Source organism: Paraburkholderia bannensis, assembly GCF_014200455.1.
Taxonomy (GTDB): domain Bacteria; phylum Pseudomonadota; class Gammaproteobacteria; order Burkholderiales; family Burkholderiaceae; genus Paraburkholderia; species Paraburkholderia bannensis_A.
This window is the reverse complement of the sequence record NZ_JACHBW010000031.1, coordinates 1-20,972: the sequence shown is the minus strand read 5'-3', so window position 1 is coordinate 20,972 and position 20,972 is coordinate 1. Positions and strand designations below refer to the sequence as shown.

18 protein-coding genes are annotated in these 20,972 nt (G+C 58.3%); 8 read left to right on the top strand and 10 right to left on the bottom strand.

Going from position 1 to position 20,972, the window contains the following annotated elements:
• Positions 1-782: 782 nt before the first annotated feature.
• Positions 783-1,562, bottom strand: a complete 780-nt coding sequence (locus tag F4827_RS32315; RefSeq protein ID WP_183732546.1) for a hypothetical protein — start codon at positions 1,560-1,562, stop codon at positions 783-785.
• Between the two features lie 229 nt (positions 1,563-1,791).
• Between F4827_RS32315 and F4827_RS32310 the strand changes: the two genes are divergently transcribed.
• Positions 1,792-2,232 (top strand): DUF2778 domain-containing protein, encoded by a 441-nt coding sequence (locus F4827_RS32310; protein WP_221303902.1) that lies wholly within the window; start codon positions 1,792-1,794, stop codon positions 2,230-2,232.
• On the top strand, positions 2,229-2,492 hold the full coding sequence (locus F4827_RS32305; protein ID WP_183732552.1) for a hypothetical protein: 264 nt from the start codon (positions 2,229-2,231) through the stop codon (positions 2,490-2,492). Before F4827_RS32310 ends, F4827_RS32305 begins: the two co-directional genes overlap by 4 nt.
• Positions 2,493-2,789: 297 nt before the next feature.
• On the opposite strand, the gene ligD is transcribed toward F4827_RS32305, so the two are convergent.
• Entirely contained in the window at positions 2,790-5,339 is a 2,550-nt protein-coding gene (ligD, locus tag F4827_RS32300) for a DNA ligase D (protein ID WP_183732555.1), read from the bottom strand.
• Between the two features lie 558 nt (positions 5,340-5,897).
• On the opposite strand from ligD, the gene F4827_RS32295 reads away from it, so the two are divergent.
• On the top strand, positions 5,898-7,070 hold the full coding sequence (locus F4827_RS32295; protein ID WP_183732558.1) for a hypothetical protein: 1,173 nt from the start codon (positions 5,898-5,900) through the stop codon (positions 7,068-7,070).
• Positions 7,071-7,154: 84 nt separating this feature from the next.
• A complete protein-coding gene (locus F4827_RS32290) occupies positions 7,155-7,829 on the top strand; it encodes a DUF2971 domain-containing protein (protein WP_183732561.1) in 675 nt (224 codons plus the stop codon).
• A 624-nt stretch (positions 7,830-8,453) separates the two neighbouring features.
• Here the strand turns inward: F4827_RS32290 and F4827_RS32285 are convergent.
• On the bottom strand, positions 8,454-9,551 hold the full coding sequence (locus F4827_RS32285) for a hypothetical protein (RefSeq protein WP_183732564.1): 1,098 nt from the start codon (positions 9,549-9,551) through the stop codon (positions 8,454-8,456).
• 760 nt (positions 9,552-10,311) lie between these two features.
• Between F4827_RS32285 and F4827_RS32280 the strand changes: the two genes are divergently transcribed.
• Complete coding sequence (locus F4827_RS32280; protein WP_183732567.1) at positions 10,312-10,521, top strand: hypothetical protein; 210 nt, start codon at positions 10,312-10,314, stop codon at positions 10,519-10,521.
• A gap of 52 nt (positions 10,522-10,573) precedes the next feature.
• Here the strand turns inward: F4827_RS32280 and F4827_RS32275 are convergent, their stop codons facing one another.
• From F4827_RS32275 to F4827_RS32250, 6 genes are all read right to left on the bottom strand, one after another.
• Positions 10,574-10,885: a ferredoxin gene (locus F4827_RS32275; RefSeq protein WP_183732570.1), complete on the bottom strand. Its 312-nt coding sequence runs from the start codon at positions 10,883-10,885 to the stop codon at positions 10,574-10,576.
• Positions 10,886-10,940: 55 nt separating this feature from the next.
• Positions 10,941-11,903: a DMT family transporter gene (locus F4827_RS32270; RefSeq protein WP_183732573.1), complete on the bottom strand. Its 963-nt coding sequence runs from the start codon at positions 11,901-11,903 to the stop codon at positions 10,941-10,943.
• 55 nt (positions 11,904-11,958) lie between these two features.
• On the bottom strand, positions 11,959-12,360 hold the full coding sequence (locus F4827_RS32265; protein WP_183732576.1) for a DUF2000 family protein: 402 nt from the start codon (positions 12,358-12,360) through the stop codon (positions 11,959-11,961).
• 98 nt (positions 12,361-12,458) lie between these two features.
• Positions 12,459-13,502, bottom strand: coding sequence for a fatty acid desaturase (locus tag F4827_RS32260; RefSeq protein WP_221303901.1), 1,044 nt, complete (start codon positions 13,500-13,502; stop codon positions 12,459-12,461).
• Positions 13,503-13,820: 318 nt separating this feature from the next.
• Positions 13,821-14,684, bottom strand: coding sequence for a phytanoyl-CoA dioxygenase family protein (locus F4827_RS32255; RefSeq protein WP_183732582.1), 864 nt, complete (start codon positions 14,682-14,684; stop codon positions 13,821-13,823).
• A gap of 173 nt (positions 14,685-14,857) precedes the next feature.
• The gene (locus tag F4827_RS32250; RefSeq protein WP_183732585.1) at positions 14,858-15,730 is read right to left on the bottom strand and encodes a DUF6202 family protein; all 873 of its coding nucleotides are present in this window, start codon (positions 15,728-15,730) and stop codon (positions 14,858-14,860) included.
• A 421-nt stretch (positions 15,731-16,151) separates the two neighbouring features.
• Here F4827_RS32250 and F4827_RS32245 point away from each other — a divergent pair, with 421 nt between their 5' ends.
• Together F4827_RS32245 and F4827_RS35925 are read left to right on the top strand one after the other, a co-directional pair.
• On the top strand, positions 16,152-16,760 hold the full coding sequence (locus F4827_RS32245) for a TetR/AcrR family transcriptional regulator (RefSeq protein ID WP_183732588.1): 609 nt from the start codon (positions 16,152-16,154) through the stop codon (positions 16,758-16,760).
• 635 nt (positions 16,761-17,395) lie between these two features.
• A complete protein-coding gene (locus tag F4827_RS35925; protein ID WP_183732591.1) occupies positions 17,396-18,187 on the top strand; it encodes an Imm49 family immunity protein in 792 nt (263 codons plus the stop codon).
• A 628-nt stretch (positions 18,188-18,815) separates the two neighbouring features.
• Here F4827_RS35925 and F4827_RS32235 read toward each other — a convergent pair.
• Positions 18,816-19,733: an AraC family transcriptional regulator gene (locus F4827_RS32235; RefSeq protein ID WP_183732594.1), complete on the bottom strand. Its 918-nt coding sequence runs from the start codon at positions 19,731-19,733 to the stop codon at positions 18,816-18,818.
• A 215-nt stretch (positions 19,734-19,948) separates the two neighbouring features.
• Here F4827_RS32235 and F4827_RS32230 point away from each other — a divergent pair, with 215 nt between their 5' ends.
• Positions 19,949-20,791: an SDR family oxidoreductase gene (locus F4827_RS32230; protein ID WP_183732597.1), complete on the top strand. Its 843-nt coding sequence runs from the start codon at positions 19,949-19,951 to the stop codon at positions 20,789-20,791.
• Positions 20,792-20,972: the final 181 nt, after the last annotated feature.

Below are 20,972 nucleotides of genomic sequence, written 5' to 3'. Positions count from 1 at the left end.
CCTGAGCCGGTTTCTGGATATTGAAATTCAGTGTCTGGAGCTGAACGTCCTCCCCTAGTCAGGGAATGGACGTTGGCCGCGTGCAGGGCAACGTCTGCTGGGGGTATGGGCCTCTCGCCTCCCCTGCGACCGCCCATAAAAAGACTTTCCACGACCGGCCCGAACTATGCCTGCGTCCCCAGTTCAAAGGGCGCGGCGCTGGAGGACGCTCGGTGACGTCAAGACAATGGCTGTCCGGATGTGGGAGTCAGCAGGTCTCTGATTTGGAAGAAGTTTTATATCGGGCCGAAACTCAAAGCCTCACCCGGGCTAGCGCGGGCTAACCGGAAAATTGCGCCGAGAACAAAGGGATACCGAAATATGCCGCCGAAGGCATGACGATTATCGAGAAGCGCGACTCTTTGGACGGGCTGAGCGTCTCGCACAACGGTGAAAACATCGAGCCGATATCGCAGTGCAGTTGGAGCGCGTGTATCAAACGAGGAACCGTATCGCGCACCACGAGCCGGTCTACGGCGGTCGGCTACGCGACGCGATCTCGGCAATCGATTTCGTTGTTAGCCGGCTCGGGCGCCCGACCCCACAACTTCGGACACCGCTCGGTCAACTTCTCGAAGCTGAAAGATCGGGGCTCGCGATGCAGGCAAAGGACCTCGAGGAACACATCGCCGCTTACTCGAATGCTTCGGGCGCTGGACAGTGAAGATAGTGAAGGCGCCACCACGGATGCTGCAGTGCTTTTGCAACGATCCTGGGCGGACGCAAGAATTCGCGTCCTTGCCTCATTCCGGATAAATCAACCCGTCGAACTCCCCTCGTACAGCGCCCTTCCATAGATGTCGTAGACGGTCCCATCCGGACACCTTGCCATCGCTGGCCAACAGATGTCGGGCGAACTTCCGGAACTGGGCTGCGCCCAGCTTCTGCGACCGGCCGGCACTGTTGAACCTGAAATCGCTCACCTGAAACGTGGTTTCGTAGGCCGTGACTGTAACGCCCACGGAGGTCGTTTTAGAAGATTCGCTGTGCTCGAGTAAAATCGAAATGCCTTTGCCCGCGAACTTTAATAGTTCCCCGTACAACGCTTTGGATTCCAGATCAACTTCATACTTTCGGGTCAAAGCGCCATGTATTCGTGGATATTCGCCTTTTACCTTGGCGTCCCTGAAAAGACTGTCGCACGCAAACTTCGCAACAACAGTTCGGTGGTTACCACCAGAGTCGGTGTACCACCCGCTGCCGTTAAGCGAACTTAAAACGATACAGTCATCCCCCACAAGTTGACCGTTGAAATAGTAGTCCGGATTTTTCTCATACATAGCGAACGCACGGGTCATTTTCGACGGCTTATAGCGCGGGCTCACCGCCGCCTCCAGCCAAGTTTGACCCTCATAGTGCCCACTCTGACCGATCACATCGCGCATGTCGACGTAAGCACCGCGTTCAACCGTCTCGCGCACGACGAAGTTCGCCATTTCGTCCGTGAATACGTCCTCCCAGCTTGCGATCTTCTCGCCTGCCCAGCTCGGCGGATCGCTTTGGATTTTTTCGAACAAACTCATACGATCAGTGAGTACCTTTTATACAAATTGAAGACAGAATATTTAACGATACCCGAAATGATTTTTTGTTTTATGCGAAACGGGTGTCAGTTTATCTCAAACAATGGCTCACATTATGCCAAACGCGTGCTCCCTGAAATCAGGACCGCGATAAAATCCGGATGATTCATCTCACTCGAAAGGCGAACTGGTGGCTATTTCCTGCACATTCGAACTGAACGGGCAGTCGATGTCGAAGTTGACTTGCCAAGGCGTAGGAGATTTCGCGGCCTTTTCCGGGGACGGTGCGGGAAAGGATAACGCCAGCGCTATCGCTACCCCGAACGTCGGGCCGTTGCCGACTGGCCGCTACTACATTGTCGATCGTGGTTCCGGCGGCCCTTTTACGCACCTCCGCGACTTCCTGCTGGACCATCTCTATGGGACTGACCGAAGCACCTGGTTCGCGCTCTACAATGCACGTACGCAGTCCGACTGGGTCTTTATCGACGGCGTGAAACGAGGGAATTTCCGTCTGCACCCACGCGGCCCCCGAAATCTGAGCGAGGGCTGCATCACGCTCGCGGACCCGAGCGCATTTGCCCGGTTAAGGGCAGCGCTGAAGGCAAGCACGCCAATGCCTTTACCCGGAGGCAAAGGCGTCGCGTACGGTACGATCGACGTCAAATGAAACTGCTCAAATCCGCTCTAAATCTTGTGCTCGTTTTGGCGATCACTACAGCGTGCATGTGGGGCTTCGGACACGTCGCCTTCTCCGAATCGATGGCGCTAAATTACGCCCGACTCGGAGGAATGCTCGGCTTCTACGGCGATGAATCACTGGAGGATCTCTACTTGTACATCACGCTTGCTATTTCGCTGGTGATCGCCGGATTACTTGTCTGGCGGGGAAATGTAGTGATCAAGAGGAAGTCGACCTCAAGGACATAGCAGTCTACGCGGACGGAGGCATTCGTTCGCGGTTGTTCGCGAAAAAGCGCCGATCATGCGCTTGCCATGCCGCGAGCGACACGGCGACGGTATGCTGCCTGCACCACTGCGCGGCGAGACGCCTCCCAATCCAGGTCGACAAGCAACAGTTCGCTCGCGACCGCCCGGTGCAGTTCCGATGCGAACGTGTCGATTTCGCCGCCTCTGGCTCCCCACGTAGAAGCTCACCAACTTTCGCATGCGCTTCTCCGCCCACGACGGCATGTCGTCTCCACACCGCCGCAGACGTCGGCCGGTCTATTTAAGACGCTTGATCGCATTCGACAGCGACTGCTCATGCGACCAGTAATCCGCCCACGGATCAACGGACTGGAAGCTGAGATACTCGCGCGCCGTCTGAACGTTCCATTGGGCTCCGCTCCTGAGCTCTGGCAACTGTTCCCAGGCGACCGGCATCGACACGCCCATGCCCGGGCGCGCCCGCGCCGAAAACGCCGCTGCCGTCGTCTGGCCTACGCCATTGCGCAAATAGTCGACGTAGACCTTGCGGATACGGTTCGCGGGTCCTGACGTTGCCGAGAAGCGCTGCGGGATCGTTTTCGCCAGGTGCCGCACGAAGGCCTGCGAAAACTCCTTGACTGCCGCATATCCCAGGCGCGGAGTCAGGGGAACAACCACATGCAGGCCCTTGCCTCCGCTCGTCTTCAGCCACGCTTTCAGCTCAAGCTCGCCGAGGAGCGTCTGCACCAGTAGCGCAGCCTCCTGGACATGCGCCCACTTCACGCCGTCGCCGGGGTCCAGGTCGAAGATCACCCTGTCGGGCCGCTCAATGCGTTCGACCGTCGAGTTCCAGGTGTGAAATTCGACGGTGTTCATCTGCGCGGCCGAAAGCAGCGCCTCGACCGTATCGACCGAGAGCAGAGGCGGATGGTCTGGCCACAGGGCGCGCTCGTGCACGGTCAGACGCGGCAGGCCGGTCCGCTCTGCATGCTTCTGGAAAAACAGCTCACCGGAGATACCCGACGGCGCGCGTACGAGCGCGATTGGCCGGTCCTTCAGGTGAGGCAGCATGCGCTCGGCCACGCTCGCGTAGTAGTGTACGAGGTCGGCCTTGGTGATTGCGCTGGATGCGTCGACGATACGCTCGGGATGGGTGATCTTTACGGCTGTCGGCCGTGCCGGCGCGCTCGTCTTGCCCCCCTCGCGCACGACGGCGCGCGCCGGTTTGTCCAGACGCAGCCCCTTGAACGACGCCTGGCGCACAACGCCATCGGCAGTCCATTCGGCGAACTCGATCTCGGCGACGAGGTGCGGCTCAACCCAGCGCTCGGCGCCCGATGCACGCCTCGACCAGCGGCGAGCTCTCGCCGCGGTGACGTCGTACGGCGTCGACTTGATTTCCAGCGGGGCAAGACGTCCCCAGAGGTCGCGCGCCGTACGGGAATTCCAGCCGGTGCCAACGCTACCGGCGTCGTGCAGCTTTCCGGCGTCGTCGTAATAGCCCAGAAGCAGGCTGCCGATCTCGCCGTCCTTGCCGCCGCGCGCGGTGAAGCCGCACACTACCAGTTCCTGACGCAGACGTGCCTTGGCCTTCAGCCAGGACTGCGAGCGGCCCGACTCGTACGGGGCATCGCGTCGCTTGAGCATCAATCCTTCCAGGCCGAGGCCGGATGCGGCTTCAAACACCGCAGCAGCGGGCGCGTCAAACGCCTCGCTCAGGCGCAGGTGATCGCCGGCGTTCTCAAGCAGCGCCGAGAGCCAGGCACGGCGCGCCCACAGCGGCACTTTTTTGAGGTCCAGGCCGTCGAGATACATCAGGTCGAACAGGAAATAGACAATGTCGCGGTTCGTGCGGGCGTCCATCGCGTTCTGGAGCGCCGAAAAGTCCGGCAGGCCGTCCTTCAGCATGACGATCTCGCCATCGAGCCACGCCCCCTTTACGTCCAGCGCCTTGAGCTCCTTGACCAGAACGGGAAACCGCGCGGCCCAGTCGTGACCGCCGCGGGTAAAAAGCCGTACGTCCCCGCCGTCGATGCGGGCAAGCAGCCGGTAGCCATCGAATTTGGTCTCGGTGATCCAGTCACCGCCTGAGGGCAGCGACGCAGCCAGCGTTGCAAGCTGCGGCTCAAGCTTCGCCGGCAGAGGAGCGCTCGCCGCTGCCGGGAGCTCGGGCAGCGCCGCGTCAGCCTTGCTGGGCGCAGTCACTTTTGGTTCACGATCCTCGAGCAGTCCTAAGGGGTGCGTCACCACACTGTCGGGCAGCGCCTTGACGACGTCATAGTCGGACAGCGGCCGCGCCCATTCGTCGCGCTTCTTGAACAGCAGCCACTTATCTTGCCGGTCGCCGGGCTTCGATGTTCTGACCAGCTCCCACAGGCCCGCGAGCTTTTCGCCGTGAAGCTGGAAGACGAGCTTTCCGGACTCCATGCCCGCCTGGGTGTCTGCCTGCGGCTCCCACGTCCCCCGGTCCCAGATGACGACAGTACCTGCGCCATATTGCTTCGCCGGGATGGTACCTTCGAAATCCGCATACTCGACAGGGTGATCCTCCACATGGACCGCCATGCGTTTTACCTTGGGATCGAAACACGGGCCTTTCGGTACGGCCCATGAAAGCAGAACGCCGTCGGCTTCAAGCCGGAAGTCGTAGTGCAGATGGCTGGCCCAATGTTTCTGGATCACAAAGGACGGTGCGCCCTTTTTCCGGCGTGGTGGCTGGTTATGGGCAGCGGGTTCGGGCGTGGTCTCGAAGTTGCGTTTTTGAGCGTATCGCGCAAGCATGGAGTCGCTATCGGCCACTTTACCTGTCCCGGCAGAAGCGGACCTCTGTCGCCTGGCGGTGGACATCGCTCAACCTCCCTTGTCGGCATGCTCATGCGGATGCGGGTGCCTGTCGAGTTTCGAATCGTGCGCCTCTGCCGCAGCGCACCTATGAGGAAGCACCGACCCTTACGATGCCCACAGCCGCAAGGAGCATGCCTTGGGTTCGGAATCCTTAGCCGATGATCGTCGGCGGAACTACCGCACCCATATTGCCTAGTTCACGCTAATACTGGACGTTGCGACAATAATTGCGTCACCGCGCGCCGGACCCGGCGCGGTCCTGTGAATGTGAAGCCCGAGATGCGGCCATGGCCAGCACGTTCGCTGCTGCCCGCGAACCGCCGTTGTCGACCCACTGCAGCCGGTAACCCTTGATCGCACGCAACGGCGACTTCCGAGGCCTTACGGCCGTCCGTGAGTTCGCCGACCGATACCTTGCCGCTCTGGCCGTCAAAAACTGTCGACGATTCACACACCGAATCAAGGTATAACAACGCGTGAACCGAGGAAAACTTCTATACGGCCTCAGGCGGAGAATCACGCTGTATAGTTTTGCAGAGATTGTCCAGCACACTTAAAGCCATGACCAACGAGTATACGCTTTCGGCCGACCTTGTTCTTGTACGCGACGCAGCTCGTCGAGCTTTGGGCGAAGTTCGACCAGGACAGATCACCGATTTTCGCGCTCTTTATGGTGGTAGCCGATCCAACGCCGGACGCGCATTACCTGAATACTATCTGGTCTATTTTCTTCTCGTCGGATTGCTCGGCTTTCATAACCTTGGACAGGGTGACAAGGTGGCGTGGTCGATACCGGTTGAATATAAGGGCCACGTGTTCCTGATCGAGCATCGCAAAATGGGATTGGGTGTTTTCGCGGATGACGTCGAGAGCAAAGAAGATGTGATTCGCGAGGTCGTTATTCGGATTCAAAAAGCCATAAAAAAGGCTGAGCCTTATTTTGAATGGCTGGCAAATCAGGCCCTCGCGCGCTCCGCCGTGAATGTGACGAATAATAGTAGCGAACTGTTTGAGCGCTACAAATTTTTAGCTGACACCTTCAAGGCAAAAGCGGCCGCGGCACAAGCGCGAGCCCATGAACGTATTGCTACAAAACCGGGAGCGGTGGGTTATGTTGGGCCGATGTACGTTAGCACGCAGTTACGGCGAGAGGCGCGATGGCTTGCGCTTGCAGCAATTGACGCGTTCTATAGTTGGACGGAGCACGTCTTCATCCACATCGCAATCCTCTTAGGCCGTGTTACGACAGCTGACGAAATCACCGTCTTGGCTCAGGCAGAATGGTCGGCGAAGTACAAAGCAGTTTTCAATCTGAACGAGAAACAAGCGAAGCAGTATTTCGACAAATTGAGCGAAGTCCGATACGAGCTGCGCAACTTCACGGCACATGGTGCTTTTGGCAAGCGGGGCGAGGCATATCGATTTCACTCAGGCGCAGGAGCAGTTCCTGTATTTTTGCCTCACAAGGCAGGAAGCCGAAAATACAGACTAGGGGCGGGAATTGCATTCCGAGAAGAGGATGCCCTTATCCTCATCGATTTGTTCATTGATTATGTTTGGTCTGATGAGCGCGAACCTGCCCGGGTGTATCTGCATGATACCGAATTGCCGATCATCCTGACCTACGCAGCCGATGGAACCTACGCGGCCGCGATGACCTCAGCCGAGGACATGAAAGCGTTCATAGAGCATGAACAATCGGCTTGGGATCGTGCTGCAGATATGGATTTTTAACATTTGATCGTCTTGCCGTAAGCGACATTTGTACCTACAGAAGTTGCGACAATCCACGAACTTTCCACTATTGGGAGGCCCTGCATGCGGCTTTACTACCTGACGGCCGAAAAGTGGGCAAAGAAGAGCATCGAGGAGCGCCGCTTGAAAATCTCGCTCTTCGAGGAATTGAATGATCCATTCGAGCTGGTACCTCATATTTTGCCAACCCGGAAGCATCGAAAGGTTGCTGAAGTATTGCGCAGGCATCTGTCCACTCAGCGTGGCGTGATTTGTTTTTCGACCGACTGGCAAAATCCGGTCATGTGGGCGCATTACGGCGCGAAACACTATGGCATCTGTCTCGGGTTCGACATTCCTGATGAACTCGCAATGCGGGTTAGCTATGAGCCGAATCGACTCGACTTCAACATTGACCCTTCGGCGCCCAACGCCGGAGTCACTCCAGAGATGGTGAAGGCCATGCTGCTCACGAAGTTTGAGGCGTGGCGGTACGAAAACGAATATCGGGTCATGGCAGAACTGCAAGACAAGGACAAGGATGGGCGATATTACGCCGACTTTGGCGAGCTTTTGATGCTGCGTGAAGTAGTCATTGGGGTGCGCTGCGAAACCTCACAACGACAAGTCGCTGAGTGGATTGGAGAACTAGGCCATGACGTGGAGATCCGCAAAGCGCGGTTGGCGTTCAAGCAGTTCAAGATTACCGAGCAACTCAAACAACCCGTTCTGGTAGCCGGTCATGGCAAAACTAGGTAACGGGCTACTTTTTTCTCGCACACCGCGATCACCAGCGCTTCAACAGTGTGTGTCCTATGGAATTGATTCTGGACGTTCTCCGCCGATGGGGCAGGCCACCCTGATCGGATACGCTGACTCCAACGGCCGAACTATGGGTTAGCGATAGGCCTGCATCCGGTATTTCAACGACCGGGACTTCAGATATAGCCGACGTTCGAATGTCCAACACAGCGCAATGGCGAACGACCGCTCATGGCCGGCTAGCGCCTGACGTTGCGTCCGAGAGCAACCACTCACGGTGGCATGCACGCGTCGACATCGCCCCCCAAAGTGCGGACCAGTCGCTAACCGGTGTTAGCGATATAGCTGCGTTTTTTCACGAAACTGCTTCCGTGCAGACCAAGGCTCAGAACCTTCGGCAATCCTCGCGGCGATGTCAAGTGTCGAATTTAATGCGGACTGAGTCGAAGTGACGCTTCTATGGCGCTCGGAGTGGAAGCAATGTCACCTCAGTGGCGCGCAACGCCGCCACGTCTTGGTCTTTGCTGTGACATTTTTGTTGCGTCCTACGGCGGCGACGCCCCGATTCTAGCGTCCGCGTCGCGCGCGAAGAGGACACCTGCGCCACGACGCGGCCCGCGCTCACCGGCCGCGGCGGAGCGCGCGCCGGGTAGCCGCCAGAATGCCGTGCTGTTCCGGTGCAACGCTGCGCGCCTCGCGTTCGAGCTGACGGGCGACGTCGCCCTTGCCTTTGCGCAGCTTGCGTCGCATCCACTTGTGGACCTTGCGGACCACGCGGGAGACAGGCCGAGGCTCGGGCTGCGTGACGGGGACGGTGGCGAAAACCAGCACGCCCACCAGAAGCAGGCACATCGAGCCCAGCGCGTAGCCGAACACGTGCAGGATGTCCGGACCCAGCCAGCCGTTCCAGCTGCCAGCCATGACGACGGCCAGCGATACCGCCGACGCACTGAAGAAGCCCTTGGCGATGAACAGCGAGATGTACCGCCAGGTGAAGACAACGTACCGCGGGCGCTGCGCCGCGCCGCTCAGCACCCCGGCCGCGAGGTATGCGAGCGCCTGGGGCACGACAACGATCGCCATCAGGCCCAGCAGGTAGGTCGCCTCCGCGTTGACGTCGATGAGGGCGTCGGCGGCCGTGAGAATCCAGCGCGCAAGCGCTGTCTGCGGTTCGCCATCGAAGCCGAAGATGCCCGCCTGCCCGGCCCAGAGCAGCACGCCCACTGAAGCGGACATGGCTCCGAAATACGCGAGCCACATCGGCGCGATGATCTGGGGCTCGTGCTCCGCCTTCGCGTTGAGCAGATAGCCCACGATCGCAAGCACGCCTGCCGTGGCCAGCAGGATCGTCAGGTACGGGTGCGCGCCGACAAACAGGCTGAGCGGGGAACGTTTGGAGAGCGCGATCCGGCGGCAGCCCCCTGCCAGTTCGTACCCAGCGCCATGCAATGGACGGAACTCCAGCGTATAGCCGTCAATAGCCTGTCCGAATTTCACTGCGGCAAAACCGCGCGCGACCCCCTCCTGGCGCCCGGCATGCCCGAGCCCGGTCGGCACCGGCGACTGCGCGAGGCCGTCTGCAGCGAACGTGACCTGCGTTTCGTGCCCGTCCGGGACTACGTCGACGACGGTATGACCGGCGCCCGTGTAATGCCCGTCAAGTTGCGGCCAGCAGATGAGCCAGACCATCGCCACAGACACAGCGATTGTGACGGGCATCACAAGCCGCTGCGCGAGGCGTCGGAGCTTGCCCGTTGGCTGAACGGGCGGGTCAACCGGGAGTTTTGTCGCTTCGTCTTCACGTCGCCGGCGACGCGCGTCCGACGGGTCAGCCGCCGGTGCGGTACGCCTGCGGGACGCTCCCGCGCGCCGGATAGTGAAACCCGCAAACGGACGGGCGGGGCGCACCCCGGTGGATGGGTCGGCAGCAGACGGCATGATGTGGCTCCTTTTGTCAGGTTTTGTTGTTATCGGCAGAAGGGACGCTATTGAAAGAGCGAACTGAAAATATTTTTCCCGAGCCCCCCTGGCGGGCCGTGGCCGCCATCGGAAACCGGCGCACGCAGGACGGCGTCTCAGGGCGGCAACTCGCGCCGCCCTGCCCTCGCCCGATCCAGATCCGTTCCGCGCGAATTTCTAAACGTTTGCGAACATCGTCAAGTCTGATAATTGTTATTATCAGACTTGCGTTTCGTCCGACGAAATGAAACGTGTTCCATTCCAGAAGTAAATCTTGTACCGGCCCGATAAGGAGACGCCGCCCAGTATTGAGTCACCGCGGGCGACCCCGTCGCAGCGCCGTCAATGCGAAGCTGTCACGCGGCAGTGGCCAGTACGTCGTCGCCGTCAGCGAACTTCCGGTGTCGTTAAGGGTTATTGGACGTCTGCCCTCATTCACATGGTCGCGAGTTTGCCGCGGCGCGTGCGGGCAGGCGTTGAATAAGCCCCGCGGAGTGCTCCGGGACGCCCGGAATTTCGCGTGGCTATGGCGATTGATAGTCTGGCATCCCCAACATTGCTGGAGGAAGGCGGCATCAAACAGGATGCTGACGAACATCGCTCGACCGAATCGATTGACGACCTTGTCGACCTCAAGGATCGTGACATCCAGAAGATGCCCTCTGTGTTTGCCATCGTATCGATCCTGCTGAAGCAGCGCGCCACAAAAAGCAAACGACTCGACTCGTAACGGTATCCACATCCCGATACGCGACCAGCACCGAACTCGCTTGCTTATCGTGTTACGGGTCGATTCGCAGGCGTTCGACGACTCGACCGTTGACCAGATGCTCGTCGACGATCTCATCGATATCGGTTTTATCGACGTAGGTATACCAGACAGCTTCCGGGTAGATCACGACGATCGGACCATCACTGCACCGCGCAAAGCAACCGGCACGATTGATTCGAATCCTGGGGGCGTGCTGGGAAACAGCCTCTGCCAGCCGCTTCTTTGCATACTGGCAAATTTCCGATGCCCCGTGGTCATTGCACGCCTCCCCGTTCTCGCGCCCATTCGTACAGACGAAGACATGACGGTCGTAAAAACTCATCGCGATTCTCCCGTGGACATCCGACTGACGTTTACGCTCGCTCTTCGAAAATCGTTCACTCGACATGTCTCGGCACGGGCTTTCGCTCCGCTGGTGTCCACTGAATGATCACGATCCCACTCAACAGAATCACGGCCCCGACGATGCTGTACCAGGTCATCCGCTCGTGCAGCAGCAAAACGGCCAATACCGTGGAAACCAGCGGCTCCAGCAAGCTCGCGATCGCACCACCGACGGCGCCCGTCCCCTTGAGACCGCCGAGGAAGAGGGTCTGTGCAATCGCCGTCGGCACCGCGGCCACATAAAGCAGCATCAGCCAGCCGTTCATCGTGTAATTGAGTTGCAGCCCTTCGTGAAGACCGAACGGCAACAGCGCCAATGCGCCAATGGCAAATCCAATCCCGCCCGCGTGCATGGGGCTGCAGATCTTTCCTGAAGCCCGGGCAGCCAGGACATAAAAGGCCTGGCATACCGCACAGGCAACCGCGATCGCGACGCCGATCCAGAATTGCCGAACATCCTGAACGACGTCCGAGGGAAGACCGACCAGAAACACCGTGCCCACGATAGCGAGGACCAGCGCAATCATCGTTTGCGCATTGAATCGTTCACCCAGCCAGGCGACCGAGATCAAGGCAACGAAAATCGGTGCGCCGCAGATGCTGATCAGCACCGAGATCGCCACGCCGACCCGCTCGATCGCAAGCACGTACGTCAGCTGGTAGAACGCCATGCCCAGACCGAGTCCCGCAAGCACAATCAGGCCTTTGGGCGTCAATCTAATGAACCATGTTCCCAAATGGACCCGTCCCATCAAGAACAGAAACGGCACCGACAACGCCAGTCGCAAGAAGCTGATCGAAACAGCATTGGCCCCGGCCGACGTTCCGAGTATGTTGAAGATGATCCCGGTGGTTCCCCACAACGTAGCGGCAGCCAGGACCATCGCCCACCCTTTCTTTGCATCCAGGTCTGCCGCATAACCTGAAGCCGCCGGTACCGCCTTTATCGATCCCATGTCGTTCTCACTATGTGTAATCAAATGATCCGACGTGTGTCGGTACGCTTCATGGTTACTGCTTGAACAACGAGAATCGCTTCGTGAGTGCCTCCACCCCCTCTCGCGCGCCGAAGATCACCACCACGACGAAGTCCAGTGCCTCTTCGAGCGCCGTGCGCGTTGCTTCCATCTGTGCTGCGGCGGATGCGCCAATCATTGAGGTCGTGAAAACGTTGTATGCGATGCTTGTGCTCGACGTTTCCTTCACGTTGGAAAGCAGCACACGAAGCTGGTTACTGTTCTTGGCCTCGAGAATGATGAACGGAGATTCGTCGATCTTCGCTGCGAAATCACACACGACGTTCTGGTACTCCAGGAGATTGCCGACACCCGCAATGCCGGATAGGCCAAATGCGGTGTGCGCCAGCGCATTCAGCACGACCGGAGCCGGATGCTTGCGGTTGATCACCGCCACGAACTTGCTTGCGTTGTCTGCGTATGCCATCTTTTTCGACCTGTCGTTTGAATCGGGTTGATACGAGAATTTCGATACGGGCTAGCGGCCTCGACTGCTCAAGAACCATTTTCGGGAGACGTGCCGGCTGCCAACTCCGATTCGGCGGGCAACTCCGACGCTTGAGACATGTGGACAAACACATGCGCGATCATGTTTTCGATGCCCCACAGCTCGCGCTCTTCCATGCCAGCGGAATTTCCGCTATCGATCGCGCGTTGACGTTCGAATATCGCGTCAGGCCAACTCCTGTGGCTGTGACCCACGGCACTCGCCAGGTGATGCCAGTCGTGTGCCGGCAGGTCGCCGACCAGGACGCCGACGCGCATGGGAATGTGCACGAACAATGTTCTGCACCACCACCGAAGCCACACCCGGGTCGAGGGGACATCGCCATCCACGCCGGGAACGCATTCGCCGCAAAAACGCCCATGGCAGCGTTCCGCGTAGACGCCCTGCTGGACGCCTGGCGCGGCACCCACAAGCCAGACGTGTTCCGTCGAAAACTGCAGCAGCGCGCTCATTTGATGCAGAACAGTCAACGGGAGCCACAGTGCGATCGCGGTTGCATTCACGCCAAAGCACGCGGGCATGACGACGACGAGCACGACAAGCCACACGACCACGACACACTGCTCGATCAGTGGTCGCCTCAGGTTCGATATGACACGAGAGTTGAGGAACCAGAGGTGGAAGACCGGCGAAAAAAGTGTGCTGATCAGGTTGTGATTCAGTTCGGCGATGGAACGCCCCGGACGGATTCCAAAGTTGAGCAGCAAGGACGCATCCGCATCATCCCGCGTCGTGAAGACCGAACGCCGATGATGGTCGAGATGCTCCTGTTCGTACTCGATTTCGTTCTGCGCCAGGACGAAGATGGTCAGGCCTTTCGACACAAGGCCATTCATCCTGCTCCCACGCTTGAAAAGCGTCTCGTGTATTGCATGATGCGCATACACGACCTGAATCTTCCGGAGCAATCCGACCAGGAACACCATCGCCATCGGCGCAACGACGTAACCCAGGATGCGAAGCCAATCTCGGGAAGACGTCAAAAGATACAAGTGCACCGCGCACGTCCCGATCGCCAACAGGACATCCATGCTGAGGGAGAGCGCCGGATGGGGCCTGAACCACGCCTGCTCATTCGGGAGAGGTTTGCCAGTCAAGCGCGTCCAGAGCGGTTGCGTCCATCTCGGGAAGCGCAGGTACGATGCTCGTACGGATATTCGAGGAAGCTCACCTTCGTTGGTTAGCGATTTGGGCAAAGTCATTCGTTTTCCTAACTATATTGACTGGCATCCGATTCGCCGACGTGACGCGCCATGCACTACTCCGGGACACGTCACCCTATATTCAGCCTGACGCACGAGTCCGAGGCCATCGGCTCATCGTCGGGCAATGGTTCAGCCCTCTCTATCTCAGCTAGCCACTTCCGCGGGCACACGACCGTCTTGCGGGCAGTCCCGGTGCGGCGACAGATCACTGAGCTCACGAGGTGTCAACGGCGAGTAATCACGCGCTGCAAGAAACTCCGGGCGCGGCGGACGCGTCTGAACCGGCAGGTTCTTCACGCTGTTATAGGAAATGAATGCGACGCGCCGGTCGAACGGAGAGATATTGACGCCCGACGCGTGGAACAGATTCGCGTGAAAAACGACGATGTCTCCCGCTTTCCCCTTCGGGGCGTCCATGCCATGCAGGCGCACCATCTCGCGCAGCACGTTTCGATCGACGGTGTAGCGAAGCTTGGCCGTCGTGTTGCTAAGCCAATCGCTCTGCTTGTCGTACGTGTCGATTGTATGCTTGATGCTCTCCTTGAAGCCGTCCACATGCGACCCGGGTATCACGGTCAGCGGTGCATTGAACTCGGTAACATCATCCAGAAACACGGCGACGGTCAGGAATTGCGGTTCCGGCAGTTCGTCCTCGCGATGGTAGAACGTCATGTCCTGATGCCATTCCCACACATCGCCGACGAACGCGGCCTTGATGTTGAGCTTGAACTGGTGGACGTATACGTCCTCGCCCAGGACGAACTTCGCCGCCCCGAGAAGGGTCGGGTGCCGACACAACGTTGCGAGCGCTTCGTTGCGAAGGTGGGCTCCGTGGAGTCCGCGAACCGTCTTGCCATCCACTTCAGTCACGCGCCCCGGATCCGTGGTGTCATTCATGCAGTCGTCAGCCGCCTTGCGGATAATGTCCAGCCCGGCAGCGTCGATTACTTTTGGAACGGTAAAGTACCCTTTATCAAGAAACTGCTGCTTGAAGGTAGCGTTCTGCATCGTCATGCTCCAGTACTTGTTTTCGCATTGTGGTTGGGGCGGACATCAAAGTCCTGCGACCATGCCTTCTATCGACACGTCGTCGGTGAAACGTTCAGGTGTAGCGCACGGCCCGATTGCCATTCACATAACGGATACTTCGACTCCGCACCCCGTCGGCAGGACGGCGATGGTCACGCGGCAGCCGCGACGGGCGCTCGTGCTCCGGACAGGTGGAGAAAATCGGCGAACTCGTTCAGTGCGATATTCCAGTACGCTGCATAAGTGCGGGTGAGCTGCAACATGCGCGCCTGCTTCTCCGCGGTATCGGCGATTGCCGTGGTGCCCGTATCGTCGTCGCTCACTGCCTTGTGATGTTCGACCTCGGCGTGGATGTGGGAATCCATCCATTGGAAGTGTTCCGGCCGGGAGAACAGGCGACCGCCGTCAACGTCGACTCTGGAGAAAACACGCTTGAACGCCACCGTGATATCCAGCGCGATGGCCTCCACGACACGCAGTTGCACGGCAGCACCGAGCGGGTCATGCGCGAGCTGGCGCATATTTTCGATGAGTCGCTTCCCACCCGGTCCGAGCAGGTTCGACGTATCATTCGCCCCATCGCCCAACGTCGCCTTGAGCGGATCGACAATGGCACTTTCCCACCATGCGTAGTGCATGCCGGCCGGCCCGGCCGGGGCAACTTCCTTGAACACCGACATGACGTTGGACAGGTCGTCACCAATGACCTGGAATACGGTCTGGATCGCAGTCAGGAGATTGGTGTTCGGATGGGCCTCGGCATCGGCCTGGGACGCCATCAGGCCCAGACCTGCAAGCGACGTGAACATGAACGCCTTGGTGATCTCGCGCCAACCGTGCGCGATACCCAGTGCGGCCAACGGCTCGATCGACTTCACCGCCTTGGCTTCCACAAAGAAGCGGTTCGTTTCCGTCGTCAGATGCGATGCCTCGAGGCACGCAGCAATCTCGGCATCGAAGTCTGCCAACGGTGTGTGGTCACGTTTCGAGTCTGCGTTGACTGTCGATTCGACTGCGTTCGTCATAATATGCATTCCTTATGAATGTAAATAAAAAGAAGAACATCACGAAGCTGCGAGTTGCCCAATACGTGCCGACTGCCGAACTTCCATGCACACAGAACCGACTCTCGCCCAATCGACATTCACCGCTCACGTCCGTCACTCTTGATGAGGAACGGGTGGCAACGCGACCAGGAACGCCTGTTGACTCTCGAGAGTCTTCTCTGTTCACTACAAAGCTGAATTTGAGGATTGCTTATTTGTTGTCGTTCATTTGTTTCGTCGGTCGACCGTTGGTCAGAAGTGCTGGTCTGCTCGACCTTCCAACTCACCACCGGGTTGTCCGCGAACTTGGCCTTTGACCTGTCGCGATTTGAACTATAATTGTCAGAATAGTCAACGTTGACACCCAGGTCAACGATTTTTTTAAGGAGGCGACGGACCTATGGCAATGACTCGGCAATTCGATGAAGACGCAGTACTCGAGAGGGTTCTGGAAATCTTCTGGATAAAGGGCTGGAAAGCGACCTCCATGGCTGACTTGGCAGAAGCAGCGAATGTTCAGCGAGGCTCGCTATACCACGCTTATGGCGGCAAGGAGCAGCTCTTCCAGCTTGCGTTCGATCGATATGCGACACGGGTACTTGAAGAGACGCGCGCGGCACTGAATGCGCCATCTGCGCATACCGCACTGCAGCAGTTTTTCGAGAGTTCAATTGCCAGCATGACCGCGCATGTCCCGCCCCGCGGCTGCCTGACGACCAGGAGTGCGATCGAAGCGGACGCATCCGCCGACAATATTCAGGACAGTGTCCGCGGTCTGCTCAAGAATCTGGAAAATGCGATCGTCGAGGCGCTGTCGCGGGACGAGATCCGCGCATCGCTTGCCCAGTCCCCTGAAGCGACGGCTAAAATGATAATTACCTTCACGCGCGGACTCGCGGTGATGGAGCGAATCAACCACGATCCGGAGCAGCTGCGTGAGATGTGTGACCATCTCGTCAATTTGCTGTACTCGGACAACAGCCAGGCGCTGGCGGCCGTCAATCCCTAGGCCGAGGCGCGGCACGAGCTTCGCCCCAGGCAACCCGGAGATTGGGCGGGCTTTCGCCAAGCAAGTATCCTGCATCCTCATCTTGCCGCGCATCGACGCGCGACAATCACGGCTGATCGTCGCTTGTGCTCGCGAGTTCGCGGTCTGCAAGCGCAGGATGTACGCACTCGAGATCGTACGATTCTGGGCACTTTGATGCCCCCCGTTCCAAACGGTCCACCCAGGGGGCGCTTCAGAAAACGGAAATAAAGCACGTTAGCCAGAGGCGATCGTCACCAGTGGGCCGGCCCGGCCTCTCGAGGTTACGTCCCGAGCAAAATGATGCCCATCTGGCAGAAATCGCCCCCCCCGGTCAGACAATTTGCTCCATACCGGTCAGTCAGTCAATTTCAAATTTGCGGACTGGAATGTCAGTAAGCGGCCGTTGGCGACCTCACACAAACGGCCATCATCAGTCGTTCGACAACTTCATCTGAATTGTCGACAATCGGGGCGCCCTTGCGAATCGTCGGCTGGGTTTTCCCGCAGTACCGTTTCATGCGCTTGGGATCGAACGGCGATGCGGAAAGCGAAGTGGCGCACAAGGGTCTATTTCAGAACCCCAGCGAAGCATATTCAATTAGTCGGAGAGCGGAGTGACCGCACGTGATTTTGAGGCAAGATCAAAGAGGCTAGTGCATATCGAGCGGCATATAGACGCCATGGCCACGAATTTACCCGAGTTGACTCACTTTATCGAGACCGACACCGGTGATCCGCGGGCGTGTTTGATGTTTCTCGGGTCGCATGCAACGGCCAACGCAATGGTTGCCTGGTTTCGCCATCAGGATCTGACTGCAACGAAACAATGGTCTTATGTCGCGGGCAACCTGACCCGGACGGCCTATCGAATGGTCAGTGACACGTTTTCTCCCGGTGCGAAAATGCTAACGCTGCTCCAACCTTTATTGTCCGACAACGATTTCCTGCTGAATTGGTTCGCTAATTTTGATTCGGCCTATGATCCGCGCCGAGCCGAGAATCACAAGACCCACGACTTTTGGGCCTATCAGGCAATCATTGCCATTCAGGGGGACTGGCAGCGGTTGAAAAATCGGTGCGAGCGCGTTCTTGCAGAACCACCAAAAGCAAGTGGGGAAAAGAAATATCTAGTTGACCATCAGTTTTATCTAGCGCTCGCACTGGGCGATATTCCCGCCATGGAGGATGCTATTCGCCAGATCGTCGCGCCCAGGGCGGTCTCAGCTCGATCGAACGACGAGAGTGGATTCACCGCGGACCTTATCTCCACCCCCGCGGTGATTTACGCAAAGATCGCATGGCGACATGGCTACCACGTCACAATCGATTCGCCTTTCCTGCCTCAACAATGGCTGCCGATTGCGCCCTTGGACTCCTACGCCGATCACTACACTTTCCTCGCTTAGCGAACTGGGGTAGTTCAGTGACTCGGGAGATCGCTGGCGACACGGATGATCTAGTACGGACCGCCTCGAAAAGACTTCCGGCGTCGGCCACAACCGGCCGGTCGACTGCGGGCCGTGAATCGGTGACAATCTGCGTCCGAATGTTCAAGGCAATGTAAGCGAAATGTCGACTTTCAGTGACCCGTCAAACGTGGCCGTGATAGCAAGCCGGAGAGTCGTGTTTGCTGGCGATTGGATCTCATACGTCTCGCATGATGCCGAGGACGGAGCATGGCAATTTCACGGATCCGGATCGGAACCCACTCAAGAAAGCGATGCAGTCGTAGTGAGTTTGCAAAACATACTGGAGCTCGACAGCACGATTCTTGAATTGGCAGACCTTTCCATCGGATGGCATGCCGCGCGAACTGCAAAGGCCGCGTCGTGGCGCAGGGCGAACATAGATAAATAGTCCACTCACGACGCTTTCTTGGGCAGCGAAATCGCGTTCGACCGACCTAACGTACAGTCGTCATCGGATCGCATTCGCCCAGCCATTGGCGTTTGCCCCGTTCCGGCCACTTTCGGCCGTTCGAGAGCATGTGCGAGATCGTCAACAATTGCACCCTGCAATTTACAAACAAGCACATTACTGTAGGCGCAACCGCTTCACATCCTGCTGTGGAGGCGCGCCGAACAGCCGGCTGTACTCGCGACTGAACTGCGAGGCGCTTTCGTAGCCAACTTGCATCGCGGCGATTCCCGCATCGACACCCAAGCTGAGCATCAGCTGCCGCGCTTCCTGCAACCGCAGCTGCTTTTGGTATTGCAACGGACTTGTTCCGGTGATGCTTCTGAAGTGCTGACGGAACGTCGAGGGACTCATGTGTGCGTGAGCGGCCAACTCATTTACCCGCATATCCTTCGAAAAATTCTGCTTCAGCCACGCAACCGCCCTTGCGATTTGTTGGCTCGGTGATCCATTGGCTGCAAGGTGCCTCAGTTGAGGGCCATGCGGGCCAGCGAGGAGTCGGACGACTATCTCCTGTTGATAGAGCGGCGCTAGTTGTGAAGCCAAAACCGGCTGATCCAGCAGTTCGATCAGGCGAACAAGTACGTCAACCATCGCGGCATCAAGCGTTTCGATCGTGATGGGCGTGAAAGCGGGTGCTCGAGGTGGATCCGGCAATTGCATTTCCGCAGCTGTCTTCGCAATCTGGCTGCTGTCCAGCGTGAGCATCAGGCCGAGCATTGGTTCTTCAGCACTACCGCCGGTGACGTGTGAGATCACTGGCAGGTCGATGCTCACCAGCATCGACTGACCGGGGCCGTAGTTCACTACCTCCGTTCCTATCAGCGCTTGCTTATGACCTTGTGCAACTACGCCCAATCCTAGACTGAAGATGCAATGCAATGGCTCCGTTGGCCTCTTTCTGCGGTGAAGGGAAAGGGCTGATATCGCCGTGGCGTAGTCGCCGTCAGACTGGGCAAAGCGAGCAATTGCTTGCGCGAGGCCGTCCGTGCGGACCTTTGGCACATTAAACGGATCGGAAGTCCTTTGGTTCATGAGAAATGTCCCCCGCCAATAAGATCGAATCACTTTACTCCAATGGGGCGGCGCCCTCGAAGTTTTGCGCGTACTTCGTCAGTTTAGGCAAGAAGAGCGGCGTTTTCGGCAACCTCCCCGAGCTCATACGCGCGACACTGGACCTGTCGAATTGAATTTCCTATCCCGATGCCTGAGTTCCGGTTCGGCATCAAACACACAAAAGGATCAGTGCAATGAATACCAGGAAAGTTTGGCTTGTCACCGGCGCCGGGCGCGGCATGGGCGTAGAGATTGTCAAGGCTGCGCTGGTGGCCGGCTACTACGTTGTGGCGACTGGCCGCGATGTTCAAAAGGTTAGGAACGCTATCGGCGATCATGACAATCTATTGATTGCGCCCCTTGACGTGACCAGTCCGGCCGACGCCAACGCCGCCGTCGAATCTGCCGTTCAAAAGTTCGGGCGCATTGACGTCCTGGTCAACAATGCCGGCAACTTCTATGGTGGTTTCTTCGAGGAGCTTAGCCCAGGCCAGGTTCGTAGCCAGATGGAAACACTGCTGTTCGGTCCGATGAACGTTACGAGAGCCGTGTTGCCGGTGATGCGCAAGCAGCGCTCTGGCCTCGTGGTCACGCTCTCATCGGTGGCTGGGATTACGGGCCTCGTCTTCTGTAGCGCATATGCTGCTGCGAAGTTTGGCATTGAAGGATGGATGGAGTCGCTGGCACAGGAAATTGCTCCCTTTGGCATTCGCACTATGCTGGTAGAGCCGGGGTTTTTCCGAACAGATCTCCTGAGCGCAGACTCAACTACCTATGCAGAGCTTTCGATCGAAGACTACGCCTCGCGCACCGCTGAGACCGTGGCCGCGTGGAAGGGCATGAACGGCAAGCAGGGGGGCGATCCTGCCAAGCTTGCCGCAGCGCTAGTGGAGTTGACTGCACAGCATGAGCCTCCAGCGCGGTTCGCCGCAGGCGCGGACGCTGTCGAGGCCCTTGAGGGCAAGGCGAATACGTTGCTCGCTCAGGCGAATGCTCACCGCGAGTTGTCTTCATCCCTCTCGTATTCTTCGGAATAAATCGAGCGTTGCTGCTTTCGGCGATTCTTCGCGTCCTTGCAATCAATAAGCAACGTCCGCTGCGGAGTAAGTTGATTGTCCGCAGTGGGTCGCAGGACTAAACCGCTCGCGCGGTAGGGGCTACGGTCCGGCGCTGAAGGTCAGGGAGAGGCCGGTCGCGCGGTTTATGTTGGCGAGTGAG

Bases quoted from the DNA above. Each gene is read 5' to 3' on its own strand.
- F4827_RS32315 (WP_183732546.1), bottom strand. From the start codon at position 1,562: ATGAGTTTGTTCGAAAAAATCCAAAGCGATCCGCCGAGCTGGGCAGGC.
- F4827_RS32310 (WP_221303902.1), top strand. From the start codon at position 1,792: ATGTCGAAGTTGACTTGCCAAGGCGTAGGAGATTTCGCGGCCTTTTCC.
- F4827_RS32305 (WP_183732552.1), top strand. From the start codon at position 2,229: ATGAAACTGCTCAAATCCGCTCTAAATCTTGTGCTCGTTTTGGCGATC.
- ligD (WP_183732555.1), bottom strand. From the start codon at position 5,339: ATGTCCACCGCCAGGCGACAGAGGTCCGCTTCTGCCGGGACAGGTAAA.
- F4827_RS32295 (WP_183732558.1), top strand. From the start codon at position 5,898: ATGACCAACGAGTATACGCTTTCGGCCGACCTTGTTCTTGTACGCGAC.
- F4827_RS32290 (WP_183732561.1), top strand. From the start codon at position 7,155: ATGCGGCTTTACTACCTGACGGCCGAAAAGTGGGCAAAGAAGAGCATC.
- F4827_RS32285 (WP_183732564.1), bottom strand. From the start codon at position 9,551: ATGCCCGTCACAATCGCTGTGTCTGTGGCGATGGTCTGGCTCATCTGC.
- F4827_RS32275 (WP_183732570.1), bottom strand. From the start codon at position 10,885: ATGAGTTTTTACGACCGTCATGTCTTCGTCTGTACGAATGGGCGCGAG.
- F4827_RS32270 (WP_183732573.1), bottom strand. From the start codon at position 11,903: ATGGGATCGATAAAGGCGGTACCGGCGGCTTCAGGTTATGCGGCAGAC.
- F4827_RS32260 (WP_221303901.1), bottom strand. From the start codon at position 13,502: ATGGATGTCCTGTTGGCGATCGGGACGTGCGCGGTGCACTTGTATCTT.
- F4827_RS32255 (WP_183732582.1), bottom strand. From the start codon at position 14,684: ATGCAGAACGCTACCTTCAAGCAGCAGTTTCTTGATAAAGGGTACTTT.
- F4827_RS32250 (WP_183732585.1), bottom strand. From the start codon at position 15,730: ATGACGAACGCAGTCGAATCGACAGTCAACGCAGACTCGAAACGTGAC.
- F4827_RS32245 (WP_183732588.1), top strand. From the start codon at position 16,152: ATGGCAATGACTCGGCAATTCGATGAAGACGCAGTACTCGAGAGGGTT.
- F4827_RS32235 (WP_183732594.1), bottom strand. From the start codon at position 19,733: ATGAACCAAAGGACTTCCGATCCGTTTAATGTGCCAAAGGTCCGCACG.
- F4827_RS32230 (WP_183732597.1), top strand. From the start codon at position 19,949: ATGAATACCAGGAAAGTTTGGCTTGTCACCGGCGCCGGGCGCGGCATG.